This window comes from Bradyrhizobium sp. (genome assembly GCF_052389815.1).
Lineage (GTDB): Bacteria > Pseudomonadota > Alphaproteobacteria > Rhizobiales > Xanthobacteraceae > Bradyrhizobium.
The window spans coordinates 1-24862 of sequence record NZ_JBQTHN010000188.1 but is presented as its reverse complement, the minus strand read 5'-3'; the positions used below and the strand labels follow the sequence as shown (position 1 = coordinate 24862).

Below are 24862 nucleotides of genomic sequence, written 5' to 3'. Positions count from 1 at the left end.
CGTAGAAAGTTCATTCTCTGCACTGCTTGCGCAATGACGGCAACAGAATATTTTCGGCGCTATGGCGTCGGACTGCGAATGGATTTCTACTGCGTCGATGGCCGATTGAATATTTGCCCAGCCTCTTTCGCTTTGCCCACCTACGAATCCTCAGCGTTCACCTGATACCTTCTCCCCCTTCGCCTCGTCCCACAGCGCATCCATTTCTTCCAGCGTCGCATCCTCGAGCGAGCGCCCCTTCGCCGCCAGCGCGCGCTCGATATGGGCAAAGCGCTTCTCGAATTTCGCGTTGGCGCCGCGCAGCGCCATCTCGGGATTGGCGTCGGCATGGCGGGCGAGGTTGACGACGGCGAACAGAAGATCGCCGGTTTCCTCCGCCAGATGAGCCTTGTCGCCGGCATCCAGCGCGGCCTCGATCTCGTCGGCCTCCTCGCGGATCTTGTTCAAGACCGCGCGCGGGTCGTTCCAGTCGAAGCCGACGGTTGAGGCCTTGCGCTGCAGGTCCAGCGCGCGGGCGAGGGCGGGAAGGCCCGCCTTCACGCTCGACAGCAGCGAGGCGTGCTCGCGCTCTTCCGGCGGCCGGCGCGCGGCGCGCTCGGCCTTCTCCTCCGCCTTGATGCGATCCCAGTTTTCCGCGACGTGGCCCGAGGTGACGACGCCGTTCTCGTCGCCGAACACATGCGGGTGACGCCGGATCATCTTGCGCGTCACCGCCTCGACGACGTCGCCGAAGGCGAACGCGTTTTGCTCCTCGGCCATGCGGGCGTGATACACGACTTGCAGGAGCAGATCGCCGAGCTCGTCCTTGAGGTCGTCGAGGTCGCCGCGCGCGATCGCCTCCGCCACCTCATAGGCTTCCTCGATGGTGTAGGGGGCAATGGTCGCAAAGTTCTGCTCGAGGTCCCAGGGACAGCCCGTGACCGGCGTGCGCAGCGCCGCCATCACCTCGATCAGCCCTGAAATATCGCGGGAAGGTTTCATATTGTTTCCGGGTTGTCGGGATTTCATTCCTTATGCCGCATGGCGCCCGGCGATCCCAGCGAAACCGGTGCATTGGCCTGTGGATCGGGGGGTGCTAAGGGCGGGGCATGTACAATCAGGAAACCGCGTTGGTCCTGTTCTCCGGCGGGCAGGATTCCACCACTTGCCTCGCCTGGGCGCTCGACCGCTTCGCGCGCGTCGAAATGCTGGGCTTTGCCTACGGCCAGCGCCACGCCATCGAGCTGGATTGCCGGGATCTACTGCTGGCGGGCATCCGCGCGGCTCGCCCCGACTGGGCCGCCAAGCTCGGCGAGAGCCATACGCTGGAGATTCCGACCCTCGCGGAAATCTCCGACACGGCGCTCACCCGCGACGTCGAAATCAGGATGGGCGAGGACGGCCTGCCGAACACCTTCGTGCCCGGCCGCAATCTCGTATTCCTCACCTTCGCGGCGGCCCTGGCTTATCGGCGCGGCATCCGCCACATCGTCGGCGGCATGTGCGAGACCGATTATTCCGGCTATCCCGATTGCCGCGACGAGACCATCCGGGCGCTGCAGTCCGCGCTCAACCTCGGGATGGCGAAAAACTTCGAGCTGCACACGCCGCTGATGTGGCTCGATAAGGCCAATACCTGGAATCTCGCATACGATCTCGGCGGGGCGGGGCTGGTCGACCTGATCCGCGAGCACTCCCACACCTGCTATCTCGGCGAACGCGGCGCGCAGCACGATTGGGGCTATGGCTGCGGCGGATGCCCGGCCTGCAGCCTGCGGGCGAAGGGTTGGCGGGAGTACGCGGCGCGAGCTGCGACCACCGCAAATTAATGGGCCGGACGGATCTCGGCCTCCTGCGCGGACGCGAGACTGTGATGTCCGGAAATATGGCGCAACTCCTTCAGGCAACCGCGAATGGTAAGCCGGGCCTGCAACTGGCGGCGCGTCTTTTGCGTCAATTGTTGCTCGATCGCCTGGATTCTGGCCACAGCATCTTCAATCATCGACTCGGCTCCGTTCGATTAACCTATTCGTAACGAGCCGAGGGTTAATGAAGTGTAAAGCTCCGGGCTGGCATTCACTGATCCGTCAAACAGCAAATGCCGCGCTCCCGAGGGGCGCGGCATTTGCCTGAAGAGTGTGTGCGCGCCGTCAGGCCGCCTTTTCCGCCTCGTGACCGTACGTTTCAGGCTGCTCAGATGGCTCTGGCTCGCTCGTTTCTTCCGCGATGATTACCACGGGTTCAGACGGCGCGTGCCCGGCACCCGGATCAAACGAAGCCGTTTCCTGATTTTCGGCTGTTTGCACGGCCACTTCGGCCGGTGCCTCGATGCCCCCAAGCACCGCGGTGGCCTCGGTCTCATGTCCGGACGCCTCGACAAGAACAGCCGGAGGCGCTTGCTCGATCGAAGTTTGCGCTGCCACTTCGTTGGCATAGACATACTCTGGAGCGGGCGGTTGCACCGTCGCTTCCTGGTGGCCGGAATCCTCTTGGGCAACTTCGGTTGCCGTGTCCGCGGCAGCATGCACCGGTGCCGGTTCGGCGGTGTCGGTACCATCGGAATGTGCCGATACCGCTTCGGCGATGCTGGCAATTGCAACAGCGGCTTCATCGGCGGGGTGCTGCACCGTAGGTTCAGACTGCGAAACCGTCTCTTGAAGCACCGGAGCTTCGACCTCCGCCGTTGAGGCGGTTTCCACTGCCGTCGGTTCGGGCTCGGCCGGGGCAGCAGCTTGCGCCGGCTGTACGCCAAGATCGGCCGCGACATCGCGGATCAGCTTGTCGATCGCCAGCAGGGCGCGATACTCGGGCACGCTGGTCAGATGCTCCCTGAACCTGGCCTTGGCCAGTTCCAGCGTGGCGACAACTTCGCCAGCCATCGATGGGGCGGCGGAGTTGATGATGCCCTGCAGGGTATCCGCGACCTTCTGCGTCGAGCTTTCGACCAGCAGAAAAGCCTCGTATTGCGGGACGGTCTTGAGATGTTCGTTATAGTCGTTGCGAACCGCGCGAAGCGAGTTCACGATATTACCAAAAGAGATGACTTCGGACATAGGTCGTTCCCCCAACTCGAATGAAACAGTGGTTTCGACCGTATTTTAAAATTTTTGAACGTTCAATTTGAAATTGAAGAGATTTCTTGGTCTTATGGATGAAGAAAGAGGTTTGGTCAGTAGAGTTTACTGAATTGCCTTCTAGGAAGAAATTTTTGCGTGTTTTGTCACATTTCCGTCGCACAGGGCCCTCGTGGTCAGGTTGTAGCGAGCGTTCTTGAGGGCGAGGCTAGTTTGTCCTGGCGCGAAACTACCGTTCGACCAAGTTCGATTGCCGAAATTGTTCTCGGTGCTCCAGCCGGCGCTGTCCTTGTGCTGGCGGGGTTGGACGGGATGGCACTCCGCCAACTGATCGAGCAGGTAAAGCCAACACCGGCTTCGCCTCGTGCGCTGTTCACGCGCGTTTCGAGGGCTCGAACGACGGATGGAGCCATCGGGCAATTGATTGACCAGTTGGCTGGCACGGCTCGCCGCTTATGGCCTATCTGGTTCACGGATATCGACTTTTCCCAATGCGGGCCGGATGCGCTCGGCCAGCTGGCCGCTCATGCGATCATCCGACGCGTGGCGGCGCAAATGCCGGATCTGCAATCGGCATGGGCCGAAGCGGCCGTCGATCTTGTGCTCGATCAAAAATCTCCGCGGGTTCGAAGCGTCCCGGCAGCGGTGGAGGTTTCGCAGCTCTCCCTTACGGTAAGCCGGCACGGTCTGGTCTTGATCGTCGATGCCGGGCACGCCTGTGAAGATTCACATCCAGCTGCCGTCGTGCATGCCCTGGAATGGGTCGCTCAACTCACCCAATGCGCGGTGGTCGCCCTGTTCCGCGATCTGCCGCCGCATCAGCCGCCATTCGATCGGATACTTTACGGCGCCCGCATCGTGGTACTGGACGAGAAGGCGGGCGGAGAGCCTCCTGAGGTACCTGCTTCCGCAGAAGCAGTTTGGCTTGCACCTTGGCTCGGTTCGCCGCACCCGCTCAGCGAGACCGAACAACGGCTTGAAAAGGCGTTACGTGCCGACAACGAGCTTGCCCGGTTATTTGGCTGCAATCAGGTTATTGAAACCGTCTACGGTTTGCGGCCGAAGGTTGATTTCGTCTGGACCGCCGGGCGGATGGTTGTCGAGCTTGACGGCTATGGCAGCCACGGCAATCGTGCGGCATTCATGTATGACCGTCACCGCGATTACGAATTGATGATGAGTGGCTACACTGTCTTGCGGCTCGCCAATGACGAGATCGCGCAAGACATAGGAAAGGCGGTTGAGAAAATTCGGGACATCGTTCACCTTTGCCGCAAGCGGATGAGCTAAGCGAGGCGATGATGGCGAAGCGTAAAAAACAATCTTCAGGTGAAAAACCGAAAAACGGATCCACGAAATCCGCTAAGTCGGCTCCTACACGGAGTACCGCAAGCGCTACCGCAAAAGCGGCGAAGACGCGAGAGCAAATTGCTGCGGAGAAGATGACACTCGCCATGTGGGGCCTCTTGAGCAAGGGGGGTGAGGCTTTTGGCGGAAAGTTAAAACCGCGGATCAATGGGCCTGAGCGTGCCATGCTTGAACGGGAAAAGCTCGTTCAAGTCTCTAAAGTAAATCGTGCCTACTGGTTTGTCGTTACCGAAGAGGGCTGGGACTGGGCGGAACAACATCTCGCCGATCCACTGCCTGATAACGCAGGTGTCTTGCAGGACTGGCTTTGCAGGCTCAAAGGTTTTCTGAGCGCTCGCGACGTTCGTTTGTATGAACTGTTCTTGAATTCGCCAACGGGGCAGTCGCCGACCGAAACTCCTGTTCAGGATGATCTAGAGGACGTCCGCAATCGTATACGAACGGCCTATCTCAGCCTTGCCGGCGGGATAAATCGTCGCGTTTTGCTACGCAATTTGCGTCCTGCGCTTGCCGATATCGACCGCGGGCTTGTCGATACAGCGTTGATGCAAATGGTCCGCAACGAGGAGGCATCGCTGATGCAGCTCGACTATCGTCCAGATGTTACAGACGAAGACCGAGATGCTGCGTTGCAAGTAGGCAAAGAACCCCGACATGTAATCTGGATATTAAGATAATGAGCGGACTTGAACTTTTTCGCGACGTCGATTTCAATTGGACGCGCCAGCTTCGAAGCGTATGGCGCGATCAGCCTTATAATATTCCCGATATTCACAAGGATGTCCTTGAAGACATAGTAGGTTATTTTCTCAGAAGCACCAGGGAAGTCGAGCCGGATAATGAAGCCATTGGACGGGTCGTTGTAGGAGCGGCGGGATACGGGAAAACGCATCTCGTCGGTGAGTTGCGACGACGCGTTTGGCAAGAAGGCGGCACTTTTATCCTATTAGATTTGGTCGGAGTGACGGACTTTTGGGAATCGGCAGCGCTAGGGTTCCTGAACTCGCTGCAGATCAAGATTGAAGGTCGCCAAACCCAATACGATAGGCTCATTCACAAGCTCACATCACTGCTTGGCGTCCAGTCGCAAATGAGCGAAATCGCGGCGCGGTATCGCGGCCGCCCGCGCGAACTAATGGCAGAATTGGTCAAGCTATTCATCGTGGCGCTCACCGCCCGCGATCGTGCCAAGACTCAGCTCCACGGCGATGTCATCCGCGCGTTAATTTTGTTGATTTCAGAGGACCTGGAATGCGGCAGCATTGCGCACGCGTGGCTACAAGGCATGGAGCTCGACCCGGCAGAACTTCGCGGTCTCGGGTTCGTAGCTCTCCGTAAGCCGGCAGTCGAAATCGTTCGTGGCATCTCTTGGCTTCTTAGTCTGGTTGGACCCACGGTGATCGCGGTTGACCAGATCGACGCTATTATCAGCGAAGCGAACAGCCAGCGGCGCGCGACCGGTGAGATGGATGGTGCGGAGCAGACGGAAACGCAATCGATTATCGAGAAACTCGTTGATGGATTGATGGGCCTGCACGATGTCAAGCAACGCGCGATAACAGTCATTTCCAGCCTGGACGTTTCGTGGGAGGTTCTAAAGGCGAGGGCATCAGTGGCCGTAGGCGATCGCTATAAGGCTCCAACCCCTCTAAAGGCCTTGTCCAAGCCAGAAGCCGCCCAAATGTTGATAGCGGCACGCCTTATGCCGGTCTATACAGCCGCCGGGTTTTCACCGCCCTACAACACCTGGCCATTCGCGAAAGACGCTTTCGTATCGGCTATTGGATTTACGCCTCGACAATTACTAAAAGCGTGTGAAGACCATCGGCAGCGCTGTCTCGCCGCGGGCGAGATGTTGGTTTGCACCACGTTCAGCGAAACTACGACGGTAGCGAAAGGAGAGCAGCCTTCTCCTCTTGCTGATGCGTACAACCGCGCGCTTGCCGCCGCGAATCCAGACGGCGTGCTTCAACCGGCCGATGAGGAGCGCCTTGCGGCAATCCTGGCCGAGACGTTGAACATCTACGCCACGCAGCTGGATTTACCAGACGATATCGATGTTCTTTCGCAACGTGACCCCGATCAACGACGACCTTCCCTACACGGGCGCCTAACATTTGTTTTTCGAAGCGAAGCTGACCGCGAGCATCACTTCTGTTTTCGGCTCTTGCCTCACACGAACGCAATCGCGTTCCAGGGCCGCCTGCATGCTGCAATGACAGCATCAGGCGTCGACAGGGCTCTTGGCTTTAGGCATCTGCTCATACTGAGGGACGGTGTGCCTCCTGGCGGTCCTAAGACGCAACAACTGGTTCAAAAGTTTTTGCAGGCGGGCGGCAAGTTTGTCTCACTAACAAAAGACGATTTGCGGGTGTTCATGGCACTCGAAGCCATGTCGCGGCAGAATCCCGTTGGATTTGACGCATGGTTGCGGGACACAAAGCCGCTATACACAACATCACTCTTCAAAGAAGCGGGATTGGCTCCTCCGTCGTTCCTTGGAGGAAGTACGATCGAACCTTGTCCGGACAATAGCGCCCCAAGGTCGGGGGGGGCTGCTAGCATGCCACCAAACGATCAAGTTCGGCCTGAAAAAACAAAGCAACAAGACCCAACCGAGCCGGCTTTGCCGACGAGCGGTACGAGTCAACCAGTATCGAAGTCCAATGCCGGACTGCGCGTTATTCCGCTCGGGAACCGCTACGAACGCGGAGTCGCCGGCGCAGCAGCCAATCTCGCGGCCGAGCTGTTGCCTCGTCACGTTGCAATACTGGCGGGAAGCGGATCGGGGAAAACGGTACTTTTGCGCCGGATCGTGGAGGAGGCGGCTTTACTGGGCGTTCCGGCCATCGTGCTTGACACGAACAATGATCTAGCGCGCCTCGGTGATCAATGGCCCGTGCCTCCAGACGGCTGGAGGGAAGCAGATGCGGTAAAGGCTGCCGAATATCGCAGACGGGTCGAAGTAGCGGTTTGGACGCCGGGTCGCAATGCCGGTCGGCCAATGTCACTGGCACTCCTCCCGGACTTTGCCGGGCTTGGAGACGACGAAGATGAGCGGTCGCACGCTATTGAGATGGCGCGCGCCACTTTGGCGCCCTTCATTGGCGCCAAGGGCGCGGGAGCCCAACTCAAGGAAGGAGTCTTGGCGGATGCGCTGCGCAGCTTTGCGCAGGCAGGGGGTGGTGACCTGGATCGATTGATCGAAACCCTCACCGACCTTCCGGAAGAGGTTAGCCGGATTGACGGTGCGCCAAAATTAGCTTCCGCGATGGCCAATCAGTTGCGCGCGGCGATCGCAACCAATCCGCTGTTGCAGTCGCGTGGCGCGCCACTCGATCCGGAATTGCTGTTTGGCTCAGATTCCACTCGGACGCGGATATCAGTGATAAACTTTTCCGGACTTGCGAGCGACGAGGCGCGTCAGGCGTTTGTAAATCAGCTGCAGATGTCGTTGTTCACCTGGATCAAGCGAAATCCGAGCCCAACCGGCCGGCTACTGGTCGTCGACGAGGCGCAGAACTTTGCGCCTTCACAGAAGACTACCCCATGCAAGGAGAGCACGCTGGCGCTTGCGGCACAGGCTCGCAAATACGGTCTCGGCATGATCTTCGCCACGCAGACCCCCACCGGTATTGACAATAAGATCGTCTCGAACTGTACCACGCATTTCTATGGTCGGATGAGTTCGCCGACCACGATTGCGGCCACACGCGGCCTTCTCGAGGCAAGGGGGGGCGGAGGAGGAAATGATATTGCGCGGCTGATCCGCGGGGAGTTCTACTTCTCGACGGAGGCAGTGGCGCGGCCAATCCGGATTCGTACCCCCATCTGCTTGACGTGGCATCCGGCAAATCCGCTCACCGCGAATGAGGTTGTCGAACGAGCGCGAGAGAGTAAACCGGCACCCGTGTGACAAATTCAACACGGCGGGTAAGGAGCGCCCGATGCGCAATTCCGCATCTGCGAATCCATAACCACGATCGGGAGTATGGATTCCGGGCCCGCCGAGTGGCGCGTCCCGGAATGACGACGTAGGCTGTTTGAAAATTGAATCAGAAATCGTGCCGCTGTCGCTGCGGAACGCAGCGGCGACACCACCACCTACCCAAAATCCTCCGCCGCCAGCTCGATCGGCTTGCCGTGCGGCGTGCGGTCGGCGGCGTGGTCCCAGGCGTCGCGGTAGCGATGCAGAAGCTCGGCCGTAGCGACGCCCTTGGCGGCGACGAGGCGCTCCAGCGTTGCCAGCCAGTGCCGGTAATAGGTCTCGCCGGTGTCGGGATCGCCGGCGGCCTGCGCGCGCTTGATCTCCTCGCCGAGCGTCTCGGCCCATTCCTTCCAGGTGAAGACTCCGGCCTCGTGCAGCGCCAGCGCCATGGCGAAGGCGCGGGCCTCCCAGGGCTCGCGGAAGACCGGGCCGTCCTCATCGCGCGGCACGCCCGGAATGGCGACCGCGGCACGCATGGCCTGTCGCGGGGTCAATTCCATCAGGGGCGCTCCAGATAGGGCTCCCAGGCATCGACGGAGACGGAGAGGGTGGCATCGCCGCTCTCGCCCCACAGCTCGCGTCCGTTGAAGCGCACCGTGTAGAGCCAGTGCGGATCCTCGCCCTTGCCGAGCGCATTGACGTCGGGAAAGACGTGGCAGCCGTGATTGAGCTCGATGGTGCCGCGCCGGCCGCGAACATAGTGCGGCAGGCGCGTGTGCGTCACCGGGTGAATGTCCTTCATCCGCACGACGTCGCCGACGTTGAACAGCGCCGGTGCCGTCGGCGTACGCTCGGTCGGCCCGCCGCGGCGGATCGCCGGCGTCACTTCGCCCGGCGCAATCGGCTTCACGCCCGGCTTTGGCGGGGCGAGGACCTTGCCGGCCTCGATCTCCTCGCGCGTCACCAGGCCACGCTCGATCATCAGCGTTTCGAGACCTGCCAGCCAGAGCTCGTAATAGGTCTTGCCGAGATAATCCTGCGGCGGGCGGTTCTCGCGGGCAAAGCGCGACATGTCGATGTTCCAGCCGCCGGGGCGCGCCATCGCCACCGTGAGCGCAAAGGCGCGGCGTTCCCAGTCTTCGTGAAATACCGGCTCGTTGGCTTCGGGTAGCACAGGCCCAAAGCCCTTGACGCCGCCCATGTCATGCGCGCCGTCCATCAGGCAACCTCGCCGGGCTGCTTCGGCAGTCCCGTGCCGATCATGCTGTCGCGGGTGATGAGCTCGGCGAGCTGTTGCTCGCTCCAGCCCTCGGTGCCCTCGGGGCGCATCGGCAGCACGAGGTAGCGGATTTCGGCGGTGGAATCCCAGACGCGAATCTTGGTGGTGTCGGGCAGCGTCACGCCAAAATCCCCGAGCACGCCGCGCGGGTCGGACACCGCGCGTGAGCGATAGGGCGCCGACTTGTACCAGACCGGCGGCAGGCCCAGCACCGGATGCGGATAGCAGGAGCACAGCGTGCACACGACCATGTTGTGCTGCTCCGGGGTGTTCTCGACCACCACCATGTGCTCGCCCTGGCGGCCGCTATAGTCGAGCTCGGCGATCGCCGCGGTCGCGTTCTCAAGCAGGCGCGCGCGATAGGCCGGATCGGCCCAGGCTTTCGCCACCACGCGGATGCCGTTGCGCGGGCCGATCTTCGTCTCATAGAGATCGATCAGAAGGTCCAGCGAAGCCGGATCGACATAGCCTTTTTCGGTCAGGATCGACTCCAGCGCGCGCACGCGCAGCTCGGTCTCCGACAGCTCGGAATGGTCGTGATCGTGGTGATGATGATGATCGTCGTGGTCGTGCCCGGACATGACGTGAGGATAGGCGCAAAAAGCGGGCTATGTCGAGGCGGGGACTCTGCTAGGTTCCAGCCATGGGGAAAGGGGCGACACTCTCCGCCCTGGTGGCGGCAGCAGCGATTTGGCCATGGCTCGCGGACGAGGCGAGGGCGGCCAACAACGCCTATGCGGTCGACGCTGCCGATATCGCCGAGGCCGGCTCCTGCAAGATCGAGAGCTGGCTGTCGTCGGCGACCAATACCGATTTCACCGCCGTCGCCAATCCGTCCTGCGTGGTCGATCCGTTCAAGCTCAAGCCGGTCGAATTGAGCCTGCCGACCAACCGCGCCAGGAGCGACGGCGAATGGGGTACCTCGATCGCCGCCAAGGCCAAGACGAACCTGGTGCCGACCGGCATCGGAAAGCTCGGCTTCTCCTTCTACGCCGCCGGCGCCTTCGATGCGGCAACCGGCGAGAACCAAACCATCGCGGCAGTGGTGCCGGCGACGTTGCGCCTGTCGGAGACCATGCGCATCAACCTCAACGGCGGCTGGCTGTGGGACCGCACGAGCGACAGGCACTTCGCGCTCTACGGCATCGGCTTCGACTGGAAGTTCACCGACACGCTGCAATGGACCATCGAGGCGTTCGGGCAGGTGGGCTCGGCGGAAGCGCCCGGCACAACCCGGCCGCGCTTCCAGACCGGCCTGCGCTACCGTCCGAACGAAATCTTCTCCGTGGACGTTATCTTCGGCCATAACATTACCGGCGAAGGCGCGAGCTGGCTCACGCTCGGCACCACGATCCGCTTTCCCGTCGAGGGCGGCAAGCCCGCGCGCGAGCGCTCCGGGCAACTGTAAGAGAACAACAAGAAGCGAGCAGGGAGGTTGCGTTGGCGGAGTATGTGTCGATCGAGAAAGGGCTTGGTCCCGACGGGCGCATCGCGATCGTGCGCTTCGACCGCGGCGACGGCATCAACGCCCTCTCCCCGGAAGCGCTGCGCCAGTTAACCAATGCCGCGCGCAGCTTCGAGGACGATGCGTCGACTTCGGTCGTCGTACTGACCGGCGCAAAGACCTTCAGCGCCGGCTTCGATCTCAAGGACGCCGAGGGCAAATCGCGGCGGGACATGGATCTCGGCGCGCTGCGCCGGCACCTGAAGCTCGGACCGCGGCTGACCGGTGCCTGGCACGATATGGAGCAGATCACCATCGGCGCCATCGAAGGCTTCTGCATCGGCGGCGGCGCGGCGCTGGCGGTTGCGCTGGACTTCCGCGTCATGGCCCGCGACGCCCATCTGCGCGTGCCCGAGATTGGCCTTGGCATGAACATGAGCTGGCAAAGCGTGCCGCGCATGCTGCACCTGATCGGCCCGGCGCGGACGAAGCAGGCCGTGATCCTGGCCGACGACCGCATCACGGCCGAGGAGGCCTTCCAATGGGGCCTGGTGGAGCAGGTGGCCGATCCCGGCAAGGCCTTCGATGCCGCGATGGCGCTGGCCCAGAAAGTCGCCGCCCAGCCGCCGCTCTCGGTCGCCATGACCAAGCTCACCGTCAACCGCCTCGCGCACGCGCTCGACGATCTCGCCAGCCACATGGACGTCGACCAGTTCGCGCTGGCAAGCCTCACCGAGGACCACAGGGAAGGCGTCGCCGCGTTCCTGGAGCGACGGAAGCCGAAGTTCAGGGGACGGTAGGTCGGCGCACAACTTCAAATCGGCAATTGTCTGCCGATTGCGCGAAAATGAACCGCTCTGCTCACTTGTTAGGCATTGCAAGCCTGCAAATCAATCACCCGTCAGCTTGTTTTCAATATGCATCCTTGCACGATGCATTGCACATCTCGGCATTTTCTTTTGCGCCGCTCGAGCCCAACGTCGCGTTGCTCCGAAACGGAATTCCGCAGTGGAATTTCGCGGAAGAGTTGACTGGGGATCGTCATGCGATACGTCACCGATGCGATCGGAAACCCGAAGGTCAAGCGCGCCATCGAGCTGGCGATAGGCCCGCTGCTGCTTTTCGCGCTGTGGTGGGTCGCCTTCAAGGGCCAACTGGTCAACAAGGACTTGCTGCCGTCGCCCGTCGACACGCTGCGCGACACTGCGTTCAGCATCGCGGCCGGCAAGATGACCGGCGATTTCGTCCACACCATGGTTCGCGTCGGCTACGCGATTCTGATTGCAGTCGTTGCCGGCGTTCCGATCGGGATCGTGCTCGGTGCCAAGTCGGCGATCTACCGCTCGGTCGAATTCCTGGTCGACTTCTTCCGCTCCACGCCGGCAACGGCGATGTTTCCGCTGTTCCTGTTGCTGTTCGGCCTTGGCGATTTCGCAAAAATCGCGGTCGCCGCGTTCGCGGCGTGGCTCGTCATCGTCTTCAACGTTGCCTATGGCGTGATGAATGCCAGGCAGACGCGGATTCTGGCAGCCCGGTCGATGGGAGCGTCATCGCTGCGGATATTCAAGGACGTGATCTTCTTCGAGACCCTGCCGCAGACCTTCGTGGGACTGCGAACGGCGGTCTCTCTCGCTCTGGTCGTCATCATCGTCGCCGAGATGTTCATCGGAGCGACCGACGGCATCGGTCATCGCATCATCGACGCCCAGATATCCTATTCGCTCACCGAAATGTACGGATCGATCCTCGTCGCGGGCGCGATGGGGTACGGGCTCAATCTCCTGCTGTTGATGGTTGAGCGGTCGTTGATCCACTGGTCCGGGAAATAGTCCACGCAAACGAAACGAGGGACATCATGAAGGTCAAGACCATTCTTGGGGCTGCCGCTTCGGCTTTCCTGCTCTGCACATCAGGCGCAAACGCGGCCTGCAATAAGATGGAAAAGGTTACGGCGGTCTGGCTGCCGATCATGCAGACCACGGCCTACTACGTCGCCCTCGAAGAGAAGCTGTTCGAGAAGGCCTGCATCGAGATCGTCTCGACCAAGATGGAGGCCCCGAACCAGATCATCGACGCGCTAATCGCAGAGCGCGCCGATTTCGGTCCTCCCGGAGCTGCAGCCGGCATCGCCATGATCGCCGAGTCCAAGTTTCCGGGGAAACTGAGGGTATTCGGTCTGCAGGGCGGGGGAGTGGCGGTCGATCGCATCAATGACGGGCTGATCGTCAAGCCGGGCAGTCCGATCAAGAGTTTCGCCGACTTGAAGGGCAAGTCGCTCGGCCACGTGCCGGGTATTCAGTGGCGGACCATCTCGCGCCACATGGTTCGTTCCGCAGGCCTTGATCCCGATACCGATGTGAAGCTCGTCGATCTGGCGGTGGCCATGCAGGTGCCTGCCGTTGTCGGCGGAACGGTCGATGCGACGTTGTCGCTCGAGCCGGTCGGCTCCATTGCGGTTGCATCGGGCAAGGCGGCCCGCGCCATGACCAATCCGGTGGCGAGGGTGATCGCCGATCCCTTCTACTCCGGCGCATCCTTGCTAACCACGAAATTCCTCAAGGAGCGGCCCGACGTGGCACGCAAGGTGGTCGCCATAATCGACGAGGCGACCGATCTCGTGAATGCCGGCTTCACGAAGTACAAGCCGATCCTCACCAGGTACACGGCCATCAAGGACGATCAGCTCGAATTCCTTGCCCAGCCCTATCTCCGTGCCTTCAAGGACCTCAACGAGACCGACATCAAGTCGTACCAGGCGCTCGTCGACGTCTTCATAAAGGAGGGCGTCATGGCCGGTCCGATGAATGTGAAGGACAAGCTCCTCGCCAAGTCCGATCTGGGCAATTGAACGAGAGGCCGATGGGCAAGGTGACTGCGATCCGAACTCCCGATTGGCCGGCGGCCGAAGGCCTGCCGTCGGCCCGGGAACGCAAGCCCCGGCAGGCGCACATCACCGTGCGCGGGCTGAACAAGAAATTCCAGGGAACGACGATCTACGACGACTTTTCGATCGACCTCCCGATGGGGAAGTTCATTTCGGTGTTCGGACCGAACGGCTGCGGCAAGAGTACCCTCATCAACATGATCTCCGGCCTGATGCCGATGGATGCGGGCGAGGTGCTCTACGACGGCCAAAGCATCCGTGACACCAGAATATCCTACGTCTTTCAGAACTACCGGGAAGCTCTGTTTCCGTGGATGCGCGCGATCGACAACATCCACTACCCATTGAAGGTTCTCGGCGTCGATCGCACCGAACGCCGCCGGCGCGTGGAAAAGCTTCTCGCCGAATTCGACGTCCCGTTTGATCTCAATGCCTATCCCTACACGCTGTCGGGCGGCCAGCAGCAGACGGTCTCGATTCTGCGGGCGCTGGTCACGGATCCGGAGGTGCTGTTTCTGGACGAGCCGTTCTCGGCGCTCGACTACGAAATGACGCTGTTCATGCGCGAGCGGCTTCAGCACATCTTCATGAAGCTGAAGACGACCATGCTGCTGGTATCCCATGACCTTGAGGAGGCCATCCAGCTGGCCGACCAGGTGGTGCTTCTGACGCGGCGGCCGACGCGGGTCGCGGAGATCGTCGGCGTCGACCTGCCATGGCCCCGCGACCTCGACGTCACTACCGGCGAGGGGTTCATCAGCCTGAAACGCCATTGCCTCGACCGCTTCTGGCGCGAGGTCAAACGAGACTGAGTTCTAAATTTGCCAAAGATGGAGACTGACATGACGAAGCGCCGCTTCCGCGCTGCCGCCGTCCAGACGCTCGCGCGCCTGGGCGATTTCGATCACAACATTGCCCTCGCAACGCGGTTCGTGGAGGATGCGGTGAGGCAGGGGTCCGAGTTGGTCGTCTTCCCCGAATGCATGGACACCGGCTATCTCTTCGACTCCGCCGAGCATTGCCGCAAGCTCGCCGAGACCATGAAGGACGGGCCCTTCGTCAAGGCGCTGTCCGGGCTCGCCAGGAAGCATGGGATCTACATCGCCAGCGGCGTCACCGAATGGGATCCGGACAAGGAAAAGATCTTCAACACCGGCATCATGTTCGACCGGAAGGGCGATGTGGCCTGTCACTATCACAAGCAGTTCCTCGCCACCCACGACCAGAACTGGTTCGCGTTCGGCGAGCGCGGCTGCCCGGTGGTCGATACCGATCTCGGGAAGATCGGCCTGCTGATCTGCTTCGACGGGCGTATTCCGGAGATCTTCCGGTCCATGGCCATGCAAGGCGCAGAAGTCATCGTCGACATGGCGAACTTCTTCGCGATGGACCAGGCCGATATGTGGGGACCGGCCCGCAGCTACGAGAACGGCCTGTGGCTGGTTGCGGCCACCAAGGCGGGATACGAACGGTCGATCTACTATCCCGGCGGTAGCATGATCGTCGATCCCAAGGGCCGCGTGATCTCCAAGGTGCCCTATGACACCCACGGCATGGCCGTTGCCGACATCGACCTCGACGCCGCACACGACAAGTCGATCTACACCGCCAACGACAAGATCGCCGACCGCCGGCCGGAGACCTACGGCATGATGGCGATGCCCTATGAGAAGACCCCGGTCTACAGGATCGCCGAACGGCCGCTGATCCCGGCGAAATCGGTCGCCAAGGTCGCGGCCGTCCAGATGCATGTGACCGGGGATGCGTCCGCAGACGACGTGTTCGACATGGTCGATCATGCGGCCAAGCTCGGCATCGAGGTGCTCACGTTGCCGGAGTACGCGTTCTGTTCCGCCGCGATCCCGACGGTTGCCGAAGCTGCTGCCTTGGCGGATCAGACGCCCGCGCTGCTGGCCCGGGCAGCGTCGATCGCGACCCGCTACCAGTGCCTCATCGCCATTCCCAGCGTTGAGCGCGCGGCAGCTGGACTCTACGTCACGACTTTCCTGCTCGGCCCGGATGGCAAGGAAGTCGGCAAGTACCGTAAGACCCACCTGACTGCAGAAGAACGCAAATGGGCGAGGGCAGGCGACGATTATCCGGTGTTCGATACGCCATTCGGGCGGATCGGCGTGATGTCCGGCTATGACGCGGTATTCCCCGAGACCTCGCGCTGTCTCGGTATCGCTGCGGCCGACATTATCCTCTGGCCTGCCTCGCTGCGCGAACCGTTCGAGCGGGAACTCCTTGCCATTCCCAGGGCCGAGGACAATCGCGTGGCCGTGGTGCTCGCCAATCGCGTCGACTCGCCCTATCCGGGCGGCAGCCTGGTCATCCCGCCGACCGGCTTTCCGCTGTGGGACATCAATGTCGTGGCGCCGCGCGTGCTCAAGCTCGGAGCCGTCATGCCCAAGCACATCGACCTCGCGGTGTGCCGGCAGAAGCTGATGATCCCGAAGGTCGACATGTTTGCCAACCGGCTGGTGGAGACCTACGCGCCGATCATCGCCGCCTGAGGGTTGCCGTCGCGACCGATATGCCTGAAAGTAAGCGTGCACTAATGCCGAGGCTCGCGAACGGGCATATCAGGAAGGCCGAGGTGGCAAAGGCTGCACGAACGTTGCGCTATAATTGGGACGACGTCATCTTCTTCCTCGAAGTCGCGCGTACCCGAAACCTCGTTCGCGCCGGCCAGAAACTGAAGGTCGACCACACCACGGTCAGCCGCCGGGTGAGGGAGCTCGAGCGGGGCCTCAACACCACGCTGTTCAAGCGCAGCAAGGCCGGTTTCGCGTTGACCGAAGCCGGCCTGCGTCTCCTGCAATACGCGGAGGGCATGGAGAACAACGCCAACGCCATCATCGAGACGGTCGTCGGTTCCGAGAAAGCGGATGCAGCCGGCGCCGTTCGCATCGCCAGCATGGAAGGCATCGGCAGCATGTATCTGACCGCCTGTATGGCGGCGTTCAGCAAATCCTATCCCTCCATCCAGGTGGAGTTGATCACCGATACCCGCCTTCTCGACATGACGCGGCGAGAGGCCGACATCTTCGTCAGCTTCTTCAGGCCGAAGGGAAGGCGGCTTTCGGTCAAGAAGATCGGCGAGTTCAAGACCTTCCTTTACGCCTCCAATGCCTATCTGCAACGCCAGCCCATGCCTTCCGACCTGAAGGACCTGGACAGCCACGAGTTCATCGATTTCATCGACGAGCATATTCACATCAAGGAAAACCGCTGGCTGTCCGACATCCTGCGTCCGGCTCACGTCGTATTCCGAAGCACCAGCCTGATCTCGCAATACGTGGCCGCGTCCAGCGGCTTGGGCATCGCCATGTTGCCGTCCTACGTGGCGGCCCAGAACCGGGATTTGCGGCCGGTGCTGCCGACCTATTTTTCAGTCCGCGACATCTGGCTATCGGCCCATGAGGATCTGCTTCATATCGCGCGCATCAAGGCTGTCCTGGCCTTCCTCGAGAAGCGCGTAGCGGCGGATGCCGATTTCCTGATGTCACCCGGATCGCGGCCGAAGAACTGACCTGCGGCAAATCGGGAGGAGGCTCGCCTCGGACCTGCGAACTCAGCCGGGTCACAATCCGCAATTCGCATAAGGTATATTATGGAATATATTTATCTTCAATTGGATCAAATAGTTAAGACGGAAACCTGAGACTTCCTGGCCGCCAGATGCCACCGGCCGTGATGCGCCGCACGGCGGCGCGACGCATCGGCCGCCGCGCTCGACGAGATCGTGGATGACCGGACGCCGCCGCCTCCGTAATGTGCCGTCAAAGACTTTTGCTTGGAGGAAATGCCGTGAGCGCGACCCAGAACCAGTACAGCATCGGACTGGACAAGAACCCGGCCAACTATGTGCCGCTGACGCCGCTGAGCTTCCTCGCGCGCTCCGCGGCCGTCTATCCGGACCACCTCAGCGCCGTCTATGAAGGCCGCAGCTTCACCTGGTCGGAAACCTATGCGCGCTGCCGCCGGTTTGCGTCCTGGCTCTCCGGGCGCGGCATCGGCGTCGGCGACACGGTCGCGGCCATGCTGCCCAATGTGCCTGCGATGAACGAGCTGCACTTCGCCGTGCCGATGACCGGCGGCGTCCTTAACGCGCTCAACATCCGCCTCGATGCACCGTCGATCGCGTTCCAGCTCGACCATGGCGGCGCGAAGATCATTTTGGTCGATCCGGAATTCGCCGCCGTGATCGCAGAAGCCATGACGCTGATGAAAGGTCCAAAGCCGTTCGTGGTTGATGTCGACGACGCGTCCTTCGGCGGCAACCGGCGTATCGGAGCGATCGAGTATGAAGCCGCTGTAGCGCAGGGCGATCCAAACTACGTGCCGAAGCTGCCGGCCGACGAATGGGATGCGATCGCCCTTTCCTACACGTCGGGCACCACGGGCAATCCCAAGGGCGTCGTCACGAACCACCGTGGCGCTTATCTCAACGCCGTCAGCAATATCCTCGCCGGCAATCTCGGCCAGCATCCGGTCTATCTGTGGACGTTGCCGATGTTCCACTGCAATGGCTGGTGCTTCCCGTGGACGGTGGCGGCCGCAGCCGGCGTCAATGTCTGCCTGCGCAAGGTCGATCCCGCCAAGATTTTCGAGCTGATCCCCAAGCTCGGCGTCACCCACATGTGCGGCGCGCCGATCGTCTACAACACCCTGATCAACGCGCCCGGCGCGCCCAAGGGCGCCAAGGCAAGGCCCGTGGTTGGCCTGATTGCGGGTGCCGCGCCGCCGGTCGCGGTGCTCGAGGGCGCCGAAAGCATCGGCATCAAGCTGACGCATGTGTATGGCCTGACCGAGGTGTATGGCCCCGCCTCCGTCTGCGCCGAGCAGCCCGGCTGGGATGATCTTTCGCCCGAGGCCCGCGCGCAGATGAAGCGGCGGCAGGGCGTGCCCTACCCGCTGGAGGAAGCCGTCACCGTGCTCGATCCCGAGACGATGCGCGAGGTGCCGCGCGACGGCGAGACCATCGGCGAGGTGATGTTCCGCGGCAACATCGTGATGAAGGGTTATTTGAAGAACGAGAAGGCGACGAACGAGGCCTTTGCCGGCGGCTGGTTCCACACCGGCGATCTCGGCGTGCTCGACGAGCACGGCTACGTCATCATCAAGGACCGCTCCAAGGACATCATCATCTCCGGCGGCGAGAACATCTCGTCGGTGGAGGTGGAGGACGTCCTCTACAAGCACCCGGCCGTGCTGTTCGCCGCCGTGGTGGCAAAGCCCGATCCGAAATGGGGCGAGGTGCCCTGCGCCTTCATCGAGCTGAAGGAAGGCGCGAAGGCAACGGAGGCGGAGATCATCGCCTATTGCCGCAGCCACATGTCCGGCTTCAAGACGCCCAAGGCCGTGGTATTCGGCACCATCCCGAAGACCTCGACGGGGAAACTCCAGAAGTTCCTGCTGCGCAGCCAGCTGGGGTCGGCGAAGGCGATCTCGGCGTAAGGCGTGGCCTCACGCCCGCGCGCTCGGCGGCACCGTGGCGCCGGCAGCATCGTCACGATATTCGAGGACGTCGCCGGGCTGGCAGTCCAGCGCCTTGCAAATCAAGGCCAGCGTGTCGAAGCGCACGCCTTTCACCTTGCCGGATTTCAGCAGCGAAACATTTTGCTCGGTGATGCCGATGCGCTCGGCGAGCTCCTTTGAGCGCATCTTGCGCCGCGCCAGCATGACATCGAGATTGACGATGATGGGCATGCTGCGCTTCAGACGAAGGAGGCGTGTTCGTCGGCGATACGCGTTGCCTCGACCATGACCCAGGCGACCGCCAGCAGCACGCCTCCAACGATCAGTGCGACATAGTCGTTCACCGACAGCGCGATCCGGAGCTGACGGCTGCCCGGCGGATTGCTGAGCGTGAAGGCGAGCAACAGTGCCGTCGAGGAGACTGGGCCCAGAACCGCCTGCGCCAGCACGCAGGCAGCCAGATCGCGCAGGCGTCGGGCGCTGGTCAGGGTGAATACGCGTCCCTTGGCGAAGTCCGCAAATAGCGCGCGTGCCTGCCATAGCCCGAACATCAGCACGCCCACGGGAACAATGGTGACCGCGGCGCCGGCGGCAAGCCGCGCCGGCGTCAGCGCAAGGTCGCGGCCGGCCTCGCCCAATCGCTCCAGTAGCAGGCCGCGGGACCATTCCGGGATGAAGAACACGAGGCACGTCGCAAGCGCGATCAGCACCATGCCGATCGAAGTGACCATCGTCATAGCATTGCAGAAACGGCGCAAACGATCCGAATGAGCGAATGCAGTCATTGTTGCGATCCTTCCATTGACACGTGATTTAATTATCGTATTTCGATAATGAATCATCGTCAAGTAGGGATTGGTCATGCATCCACGAAAATCGCTGCTGCGCGTCTTTCTGCGCGCCGCCGTCTCGGCAACCCTCGCTTGCTGCGGCCATGTGCCCGTGACTTCCATGGTGAAGCTCGCCCGGGTCGATTTCGAAACCTCGGATCCGGCGCAGCTGCGCGCGGCCATCAAGCTGCCGCGAAGCCTGCGCGCCAGGCCGAATGGCGTGGCGCTGCGCATCACCGTGCGGGTGGAGCGCACGCCGGAGCAGGCGCGCGACTTCGTGCTGCGCGAGTTGTCCGCGCCTCCCGAGCTTGCGCGCGAGGCGGACGCGCACAGCCACGTCTTCGCCTACCGTATCGACGAAGCCGACCTGCCCGGCTTCACCGCCTTTCGCGCCGAACTGATCGCCAAGAAGAGCAGCGGCCAGCACGGCTCGGTCTCGATTTCGATTCAGCCGCAAGCCTGCAAGACTGGCGAACTGCCTGAAGGGCCCATCTATCTCACCACCTATCTGCGAACGGCGGAGACCGGCGACTATGTAGCGCTCGCGCGCGACCTCGATCTGCGAACGATCTCACCGGACCATGCCATCGTGGACAGGATACCGCGTTGCGCGCCCTAGCGCCGTTCGACCGGCGGATAATATTGCGGCGCCTCGGTGCGATCGTACATGCCGTAGTCGCGCATGACCTCGAGGACGCGGACATACTCGATCGTCGGATCGGCGAATAGGCGCGTTCCGAATTCAATGCCGGATTGCGGGTCCGGCAGATCGATCAAATGCGCGAATACGCCTTCGCGGTAGACGCTCTCGAAGGTATCGCTATTCCAATCGGTCTCCACGGCAAGCTTGGCGTTCTTCGATTCCGCCGCCAGCACATAGGTCGGCTGACGCCTTGCCGGATCGTTGTAGGGCGTGCGCCGTTCCGGCTGCCAGACCGGCTGTCCCGGCCGCGCTTCGTGGATCACCTGCGCGATGCGGATGCGGTAGTCGGCAAAGACCTTATCGCGGCCAATCTCCTGCACCTTGTGATGCTGGCCATGGACGCGCCAGGCCGTCAGCGCGCCTTCGTCCTGCCAGATCTGATACGACAGCAGGAGGTTTTCCCGCGTCAGGCTCTTGAAGCGGTCAATGAAGAGGCAGCCGCCCATCGCATCGAGCGCGGGCCGCAGCGAGGCCGCGAGGTTCATATACTGATCTCGATGTCCCTCGCGAGTCTGAACTTCGAAGAACAAGCCGATCATCGCAATGCCTCCGTCTCAGAGACTACCCCGTCCCGTCCAGTGTCAGCCGCATCCCGTCATATGCGGGCACCACGCCCTCGGGCAGGCTCTGCCGCAGCACCTCGTAGTCGAGGTCGGAATGCATGTTGGTGATGACAGCGCGCTTCGGCTTGAAGCGTTCGATCCAGGACAGCGCGTCGTCGACCGAGAAGTGGCTGGGATGCGGCGCGTAGCGCAGGCCGTCGACGATCCAGAGATCGAGATTTTCGAGCGCCGGCCAGCTCGCTTGCGGGATGTCGCTGACGTCGGGAATGTAGGCGGCATCGCCAATGCGATAGCCGAGCGAGGGAATGTTGCCGTGCTGTACGCCGAAGGCGCCCAGCGTCATCGCCCCGCCCTTCCCCAGAATCTCGTGGCGCTCGCCAGCCTCGATCGAATGTCGGGTCAGGATCGGCGGGTAATCGCTGCCTTCCGGTGCGATAAAGCAATAGGAAAACCGCGCCATGATGTCCTTGGCGGTGGACATGTTGAAATAGGTCGGAATGCGCCGGCGCTGGTGCAGCACCACCGAGCGCAGATCGTCGATGCCGTGGGTCTGGTCGGCATGCTCGTGGGTGAGGAACACCGCATCGAGGTGGTCGACATCGGCGTCGATCAGCTGCTCGCGCAGGTCGGGCGAGGTGTCGATCACGACGCAGGTGACACCGTTGCCCGACTTCCGCTCGACCAGCAGCGAGCAGCGCCGGCGACGGTTCCTGGGATTGTTGGGATCGCAGCGGCCCCAGCCCAGCGCCGGGCGCGGTACGCCGGCGGAGGAGCCGCAGCCGAGGATCGTCAGCGTCAGCGTCATGCCGCGGCCTGCGTCGCCGGCACTTTGGAGAACAGGCGGAAGAAGTTTTCGGTGGTCAGCCGTGAGATTTCCTCGAATGTCACGCCGCGCGTCTCCGCCAGCACTTTGGCGACTTCGACCACATAAGACGGCTCGTTGCGCTTGCCGCGGTGTTTTCCCGGCGCCAGATAGGGCGCATCGGTCTCCACCATGATGCGGTCGGCCGGCAGCTCGGCGGCGAGCGCGCGCAGCGCATCCGACTTCTTGAAGGTCAGGATGCCCGTGAACGAGATCGACAACCCGAGATCGATCGCCTTCATTGCGAGCTCCCGCCCGCCGGTGTAGCAATGCAGCACCGCCTTGAACGGCCCCTTCGCCACCTCCTCCGCGAGGATGCGGCCGCAATCCTCGTCGGCCTCGCGGGTGTGGATCACCAGCGGCAGGCCGGTGGCCCGCGCCGCCGCGATATGGGCGCGGAAACCGCGCTCCTGCGCCTCGCGCGAGCCGTACTGGTAGAAATAGTCGAGCCCCGCCTCGCCCAGCGCCACGACCTTCGGATGCTTCGTCAGCTCGATCAGCTCGGATGAGGCAATGCCGTCTTCCTCGTCGGCCTCGTGCGGATGGGTGCCGACCGAGCAATAGACGTTGGGAAAGCGCTCGGCGATCTTCAGAAGCTCGGCCTGCCGCCGCACCCGCGTCGAGATGGTGACGATGCGGCCGACCCCGGCGGCCTCGGCGCGCGCGACAATGGCGTCGAGATCCTCGGCGAAATCCTTGAAGTCGAGATGGCAATGGCTGTCGACGAGCATTTTCTTACTGGCCGTCGGTTGGCTCTTTCGGCTCGATATAGCGCGGGAACACGCCGACCGGTGCCGGAAGGCTGGTGCCCGGTGCCAGGCGCTTTGCCCCGCCGAGCGCGGCGAAGTTGCGCTCGCCTTCGGGCACGCCGAGGCTGTCGAGCAGTTTCGCGGCGGAAGCCGGCATCACCGGCAGCGCCAGGATCGCGATCTGGCGCACCACTTCGGCGGTGACGTAGAGCACCGTCTTCTGCCGCGCCGGATCGGTCTTGGCGAGCGCCCACGGCGCCTCGCCCGCAAAGTAACGGTTGGCTTCGGCGACCACGGCCCACACGGCGTTGAGCCATTGATGGATCTGCTGCGTCGCCATCGCCGTGCGCGAGGTTTCGATCATGGCATCGGCCTGCGCCAGCATCGCCTTGTCGTTGTCGGAGAACTCGCCGGGCTCGGGCAGCCGGCCTTCGAGCTGCTTTGAGATCATCGACAGCGAGCGCTGCGCGAGATTGCCGAGATCGTTGGCGAGGTCCGCATTGATGCGCGCGACGATGGCTTCGTGGTTGTAGTTGCCGTCCTGTCCGAACGGCACCTCGCGCAGGAAGAAGTAGCGTACCTGGTCGACGCCGTATTGCGTGGCGAGGTTGAAGGGATCGACGACGTTGCCGACCGACTTCGACATCTTCTCGCCCCTGCTGAACAGGAAGCCGTGGGCATAGACGCGCTTCTGTACGGGCACGCCGGCCGACATCAGGAAAGCCGGCCAGTACACCGCATGGAAGCGGATGATGTCCTTGCCGATGATGTGCACGTCCGCCGGCCAGTAGCGCCAGCGCGGATCGCTCGCGTCGGGAAAGCCGACGCCAGTGATGTAATTGGTCAGCGCGTCGACCCAGACATACATCACATGCTCGGGATCGTCGGGCACCTTGACGCCCCAGTCGAAGGTGGTGCGCGAGATCGAAAGGTCCTTCAGCCCGCCCCGGACGAAACTCATCACCTCGTTGCGGCGCGAATCCGGCCCGATGAAGTCGGGCTGGCTTTCGTACAGCGCGAGCAGCCTGTCCTGATAGGCGGAGAGCCGGAAGAAATAGCTCTTCTCCTCGACCCATTCGACCGGTGTGCCCTGCGGGCCGCGGCGCACGCCATCCTCGCCGAGCACCGTCTCGCCCTCGTCGCAATAGGCCTCGTCGCGCACCGAGTACCAGCCGGCATAGGTGTCGACATAGATGTCGCCGCCGGCCTGCATCCGCTTCCATATTTCCTGCACCGACCTGTGGTGCGCGGGCTCCGTGGTGCGGATGAAGCGGTCGAACGAGACGTTGAGAACCTCGTCCATCTGCTTGAAGCGGAGGGCGTTGCGGGCGGCGAGCTCGGCCGGCGTCATGCCTTCGGCTTCGGCCGTCTGGATCATCTTCAGCCCGTGCTCGTCGGTGCCGGTCAGGAAGAACACGTCCTTGCCGTCGAGCCGCTGGAATCGCGCCAGCGCATCGGTCGCGATCGCCTCATAGGCGTGGCCGATATGCGGCTGGCCGTTCGGATAGGCGATGGCGGTCGTGATGTAGAAGTGGTTGCCGCGCGAGGCCGCGGTCGCAGCAGTCGGCGCGGGCCTTGCGGCCGGCGCACGCTTCTTCTTCGGCGCGGGCGGCTTGACCGGCGCTGGCGTCGGAGCCGGAGATTTGGCCGGCGTTTCCGTCTTCTTCGCTTTCGGTGCGGAAGCCTTGCGTGCCTTCGCCTTCTTCACCGGCTTC

General features: G+C 62.3%; 25 protein-coding genes. 13 read left to right on the top strand and 12 right to left on the bottom strand.

From position 1 onward, the window contains the following. Positions 1-150 precede the first annotated feature (150 nt). The gene (gene mazG / locus ACT4OC_RS26955; RefSeq protein WP_444842094.1) at positions 151-981 is read right to left on the bottom strand and encodes a nucleoside triphosphate pyrophosphohydrolase; all 831 of its coding nucleotides are present in this window, start codon (positions 979-981) and stop codon (positions 151-153) included. 107 nt (positions 982-1088) lie between these two features. Between mazG and queC the strand changes: the two genes are divergently transcribed. Beyond that, positions 1089-1808: a 7-cyano-7-deazaguanine synthase QueC gene (gene queC, locus ACT4OC_RS26950; RefSeq protein WP_444842093.1), complete on the top strand. Its 720-nt coding sequence runs from the start codon at positions 1089-1091 to the stop codon at positions 1806-1808. On the opposite strand, the gene ACT4OC_RS26945 is transcribed toward queC, so the two are convergent. Both ACT4OC_RS26945 and ACT4OC_RS26940 read right to left on the bottom strand, forming a co-directional pair. Continuing rightward, the gene (locus ACT4OC_RS26945) at positions 1805-1981 is read right to left on the bottom strand and encodes a hypothetical protein (RefSeq protein WP_444842092.1); all 177 of its coding nucleotides are present in this window, start codon (positions 1979-1981) and stop codon (positions 1805-1807) included. The two genes, queC and ACT4OC_RS26945, sit on opposite strands and share 4 nt — an antisense overlap. Positions 1982-2129: 148 nt before the next feature. Beyond that, positions 2130-3032, bottom strand: a complete 903-nt coding sequence (locus tag ACT4OC_RS26940) for a hypothetical protein (RefSeq protein WP_444842091.1) — start codon at positions 3030-3032, stop codon at positions 2130-2132. Positions 3033-3266: 234 nt separating this feature from the next. Between ACT4OC_RS26940 and ACT4OC_RS26935 the strand changes: the two genes are divergently transcribed. The 3 genes from ACT4OC_RS26935 to ACT4OC_RS26925 are packed head-to-tail and all read left to right on the top strand — an operon-like array spanning position 3267 to position 8337. After that, complete coding sequence (locus ACT4OC_RS26935) at positions 3267-4343, top strand: endonuclease domain-containing protein (RefSeq protein ID WP_444842090.1); 1077 nt, start codon at positions 3267-3269, stop codon at positions 4341-4343. Positions 4344-4354: 11 nt separating this feature from the next. After that, on the top strand, positions 4355-5098 hold the full coding sequence (locus tag ACT4OC_RS26930) for a hypothetical protein (RefSeq protein ID WP_444842089.1): 744 nt from the start codon (positions 4355-4357) through the stop codon (positions 5096-5098). Next, positions 5098-8337: an ATP-binding protein gene (locus ACT4OC_RS26925; RefSeq protein WP_444842088.1), complete on the top strand. Its 3240-nt coding sequence runs from the start codon at positions 5098-5100 to the stop codon at positions 8335-8337. The genes ACT4OC_RS26930 and ACT4OC_RS26925 overlap by 1 nt, the downstream gene beginning before the upstream one ends. Before the next feature lie 188 nt (positions 8338-8525). On the opposite strand, the gene ACT4OC_RS26920 is transcribed toward ACT4OC_RS26925, so the two are convergent. From ACT4OC_RS26920 to nthA, 3 genes are read right to left on the bottom strand one after another with little or no spacing between them, the layout of a single operon-like run. Next, on the bottom strand, positions 8526-8909 hold the full coding sequence (locus tag ACT4OC_RS26920; RefSeq protein ID WP_444842087.1) for a nitrile hydratase accessory protein: 384 nt from the start codon (positions 8907-8909) through the stop codon (positions 8526-8528). Then, entirely contained in the window at positions 8909-9568 is a 660-nt protein-coding gene (nthB, locus tag ACT4OC_RS26915; protein WP_444842086.1) for a nitrile hydratase subunit beta, read from the bottom strand. The genes ACT4OC_RS26920 and nthB overlap by 1 nt, the downstream gene beginning before the upstream one ends. Beyond that, the gene (nthA, locus tag ACT4OC_RS26910; RefSeq protein WP_444842085.1) at positions 9568-10209 is read right to left on the bottom strand and encodes a nitrile hydratase subunit alpha; all 642 of its coding nucleotides are present in this window, start codon (positions 10207-10209) and stop codon (positions 9568-9570) included. Before nthA ends, nthB begins: the two co-directional genes overlap by 1 nt. A gap of 62 nt (positions 10210-10271) precedes the next feature. Between nthA and ACT4OC_RS26905 the strand changes: the two genes are divergently transcribed. The 8 genes from ACT4OC_RS26905 (at position 10272) to ACT4OC_RS26870 (ending at position 19419) form a co-directional block, all read left to right on the top strand. Next, a complete protein-coding gene (locus tag ACT4OC_RS26905) occupies positions 10272-11036 on the top strand; it encodes a hypothetical protein (protein ID WP_444842084.1) in 765 nt (254 codons plus the stop codon). Positions 11037-11068: 32 nt separating this feature from the next. Next, entirely contained in the window at positions 11069-11872 is an 804-nt protein-coding gene (locus tag ACT4OC_RS26900) for an enoyl-CoA hydratase/isomerase family protein (protein ID WP_444842083.1), read from the top strand. 243 nt (positions 11873-12115) lie between these two features. Continuing rightward, positions 12116-12901, top strand: a complete 786-nt coding sequence (locus ACT4OC_RS26895) for an ABC transporter permease (protein WP_444842082.1) — start codon at positions 12116-12118, stop codon at positions 12899-12901. 26 nt (positions 12902-12927) lie between these two features. Next, positions 12928-13920: an ABC transporter substrate-binding protein gene (locus tag ACT4OC_RS26890; protein WP_444842081.1), complete on the top strand. Its 993-nt coding sequence runs from the start codon at positions 12928-12930 to the stop codon at positions 13918-13920. Positions 13921-13931: 11 nt separating this feature from the next. Then, positions 13932-14768 (top strand): ABC transporter ATP-binding protein, encoded by an 837-nt coding sequence (locus ACT4OC_RS26885; RefSeq protein ID WP_444842080.1) that lies wholly within the window; start codon positions 13932-13934, stop codon positions 14766-14768. Between the two features lie 30 nt (positions 14769-14798). Further along, a complete protein-coding gene (locus ACT4OC_RS26880) occupies positions 14799-16472 on the top strand; it encodes a carbon-nitrogen hydrolase family protein (RefSeq protein ID WP_444842079.1) in 1674 nt (557 codons plus the stop codon). 83 nt (positions 16473-16555) lie between these two features. Next, positions 16556-17491, top strand: coding sequence for a LysR family transcriptional regulator (locus tag ACT4OC_RS26875; protein ID WP_444842078.1), 936 nt, complete (start codon positions 16556-16558; stop codon positions 17489-17491). Between the two features lie 242 nt (positions 17492-17733). Further along, complete coding sequence (locus ACT4OC_RS26870; RefSeq protein WP_444842077.1) at positions 17734-19419, top strand: acyl-CoA synthetase; 1686 nt, start codon at positions 17734-17736, stop codon at positions 19417-19419. Between the two features lie 9 nt (positions 19420-19428). Here ACT4OC_RS26870 and ACT4OC_RS26865 read toward each other — a convergent pair whose 3' ends face one another. Beyond that, positions 19429-19671: a helix-turn-helix domain-containing protein gene (locus ACT4OC_RS26865; protein ID WP_444842076.1), complete on the bottom strand. Its 243-nt coding sequence runs from the start codon at positions 19669-19671 to the stop codon at positions 19429-19431. A gap of 8 nt (positions 19672-19679) precedes the next feature. Then, entirely contained in the window at positions 19680-20177 is a 498-nt protein-coding gene (locus ACT4OC_RS26860; RefSeq protein ID WP_444842075.1) for a DUF2975 domain-containing protein, read from the bottom strand. A 124-nt stretch (positions 20178-20301) separates the two neighbouring features. Between ACT4OC_RS26860 and ACT4OC_RS26855 the strand changes: the two genes are divergently transcribed. After that, entirely contained in the window at positions 20302-20889 is a 588-nt protein-coding gene (locus ACT4OC_RS26855) for a hypothetical protein (protein ID WP_444842074.1), read from the top strand. On the opposite strand, the gene ACT4OC_RS26850 is transcribed toward ACT4OC_RS26855, so the two are convergent. The 4 genes from ACT4OC_RS26850 to metG all read right to left on the bottom strand — a co-directional run. After that, positions 20886-21512, bottom strand: a complete 627-nt coding sequence (locus ACT4OC_RS26850; protein ID WP_444842073.1) for an antibiotic biosynthesis monooxygenase family protein — start codon at positions 21510-21512, stop codon at positions 20886-20888. The genes ACT4OC_RS26855 and ACT4OC_RS26850 overlap by 4 nt on opposite strands. A gap of 22 nt (positions 21513-21534) precedes the next feature. After that, entirely contained in the window at positions 21535-22341 is an 807-nt protein-coding gene (locus ACT4OC_RS26845; RefSeq protein ID WP_444842072.1) for an MBL fold metallo-hydrolase, read from the bottom strand. Further along, positions 22338-23129, bottom strand: coding sequence for a TatD family hydrolase (locus tag ACT4OC_RS26840; protein ID WP_444842071.1), 792 nt, complete (start codon positions 23127-23129; stop codon positions 22338-22340). Before ACT4OC_RS26840 ends, ACT4OC_RS26845 begins: the two co-directional genes overlap by 4 nt. A gap of 4 nt (positions 23130-23133) precedes the next feature. Next, positions 23134-24862 (bottom strand): methionine--tRNA ligase (gene metG / locus ACT4OC_RS26835; protein ID WP_444842070.1); only part of this gene is annotated, 1729 nt, incomplete at its 5' end.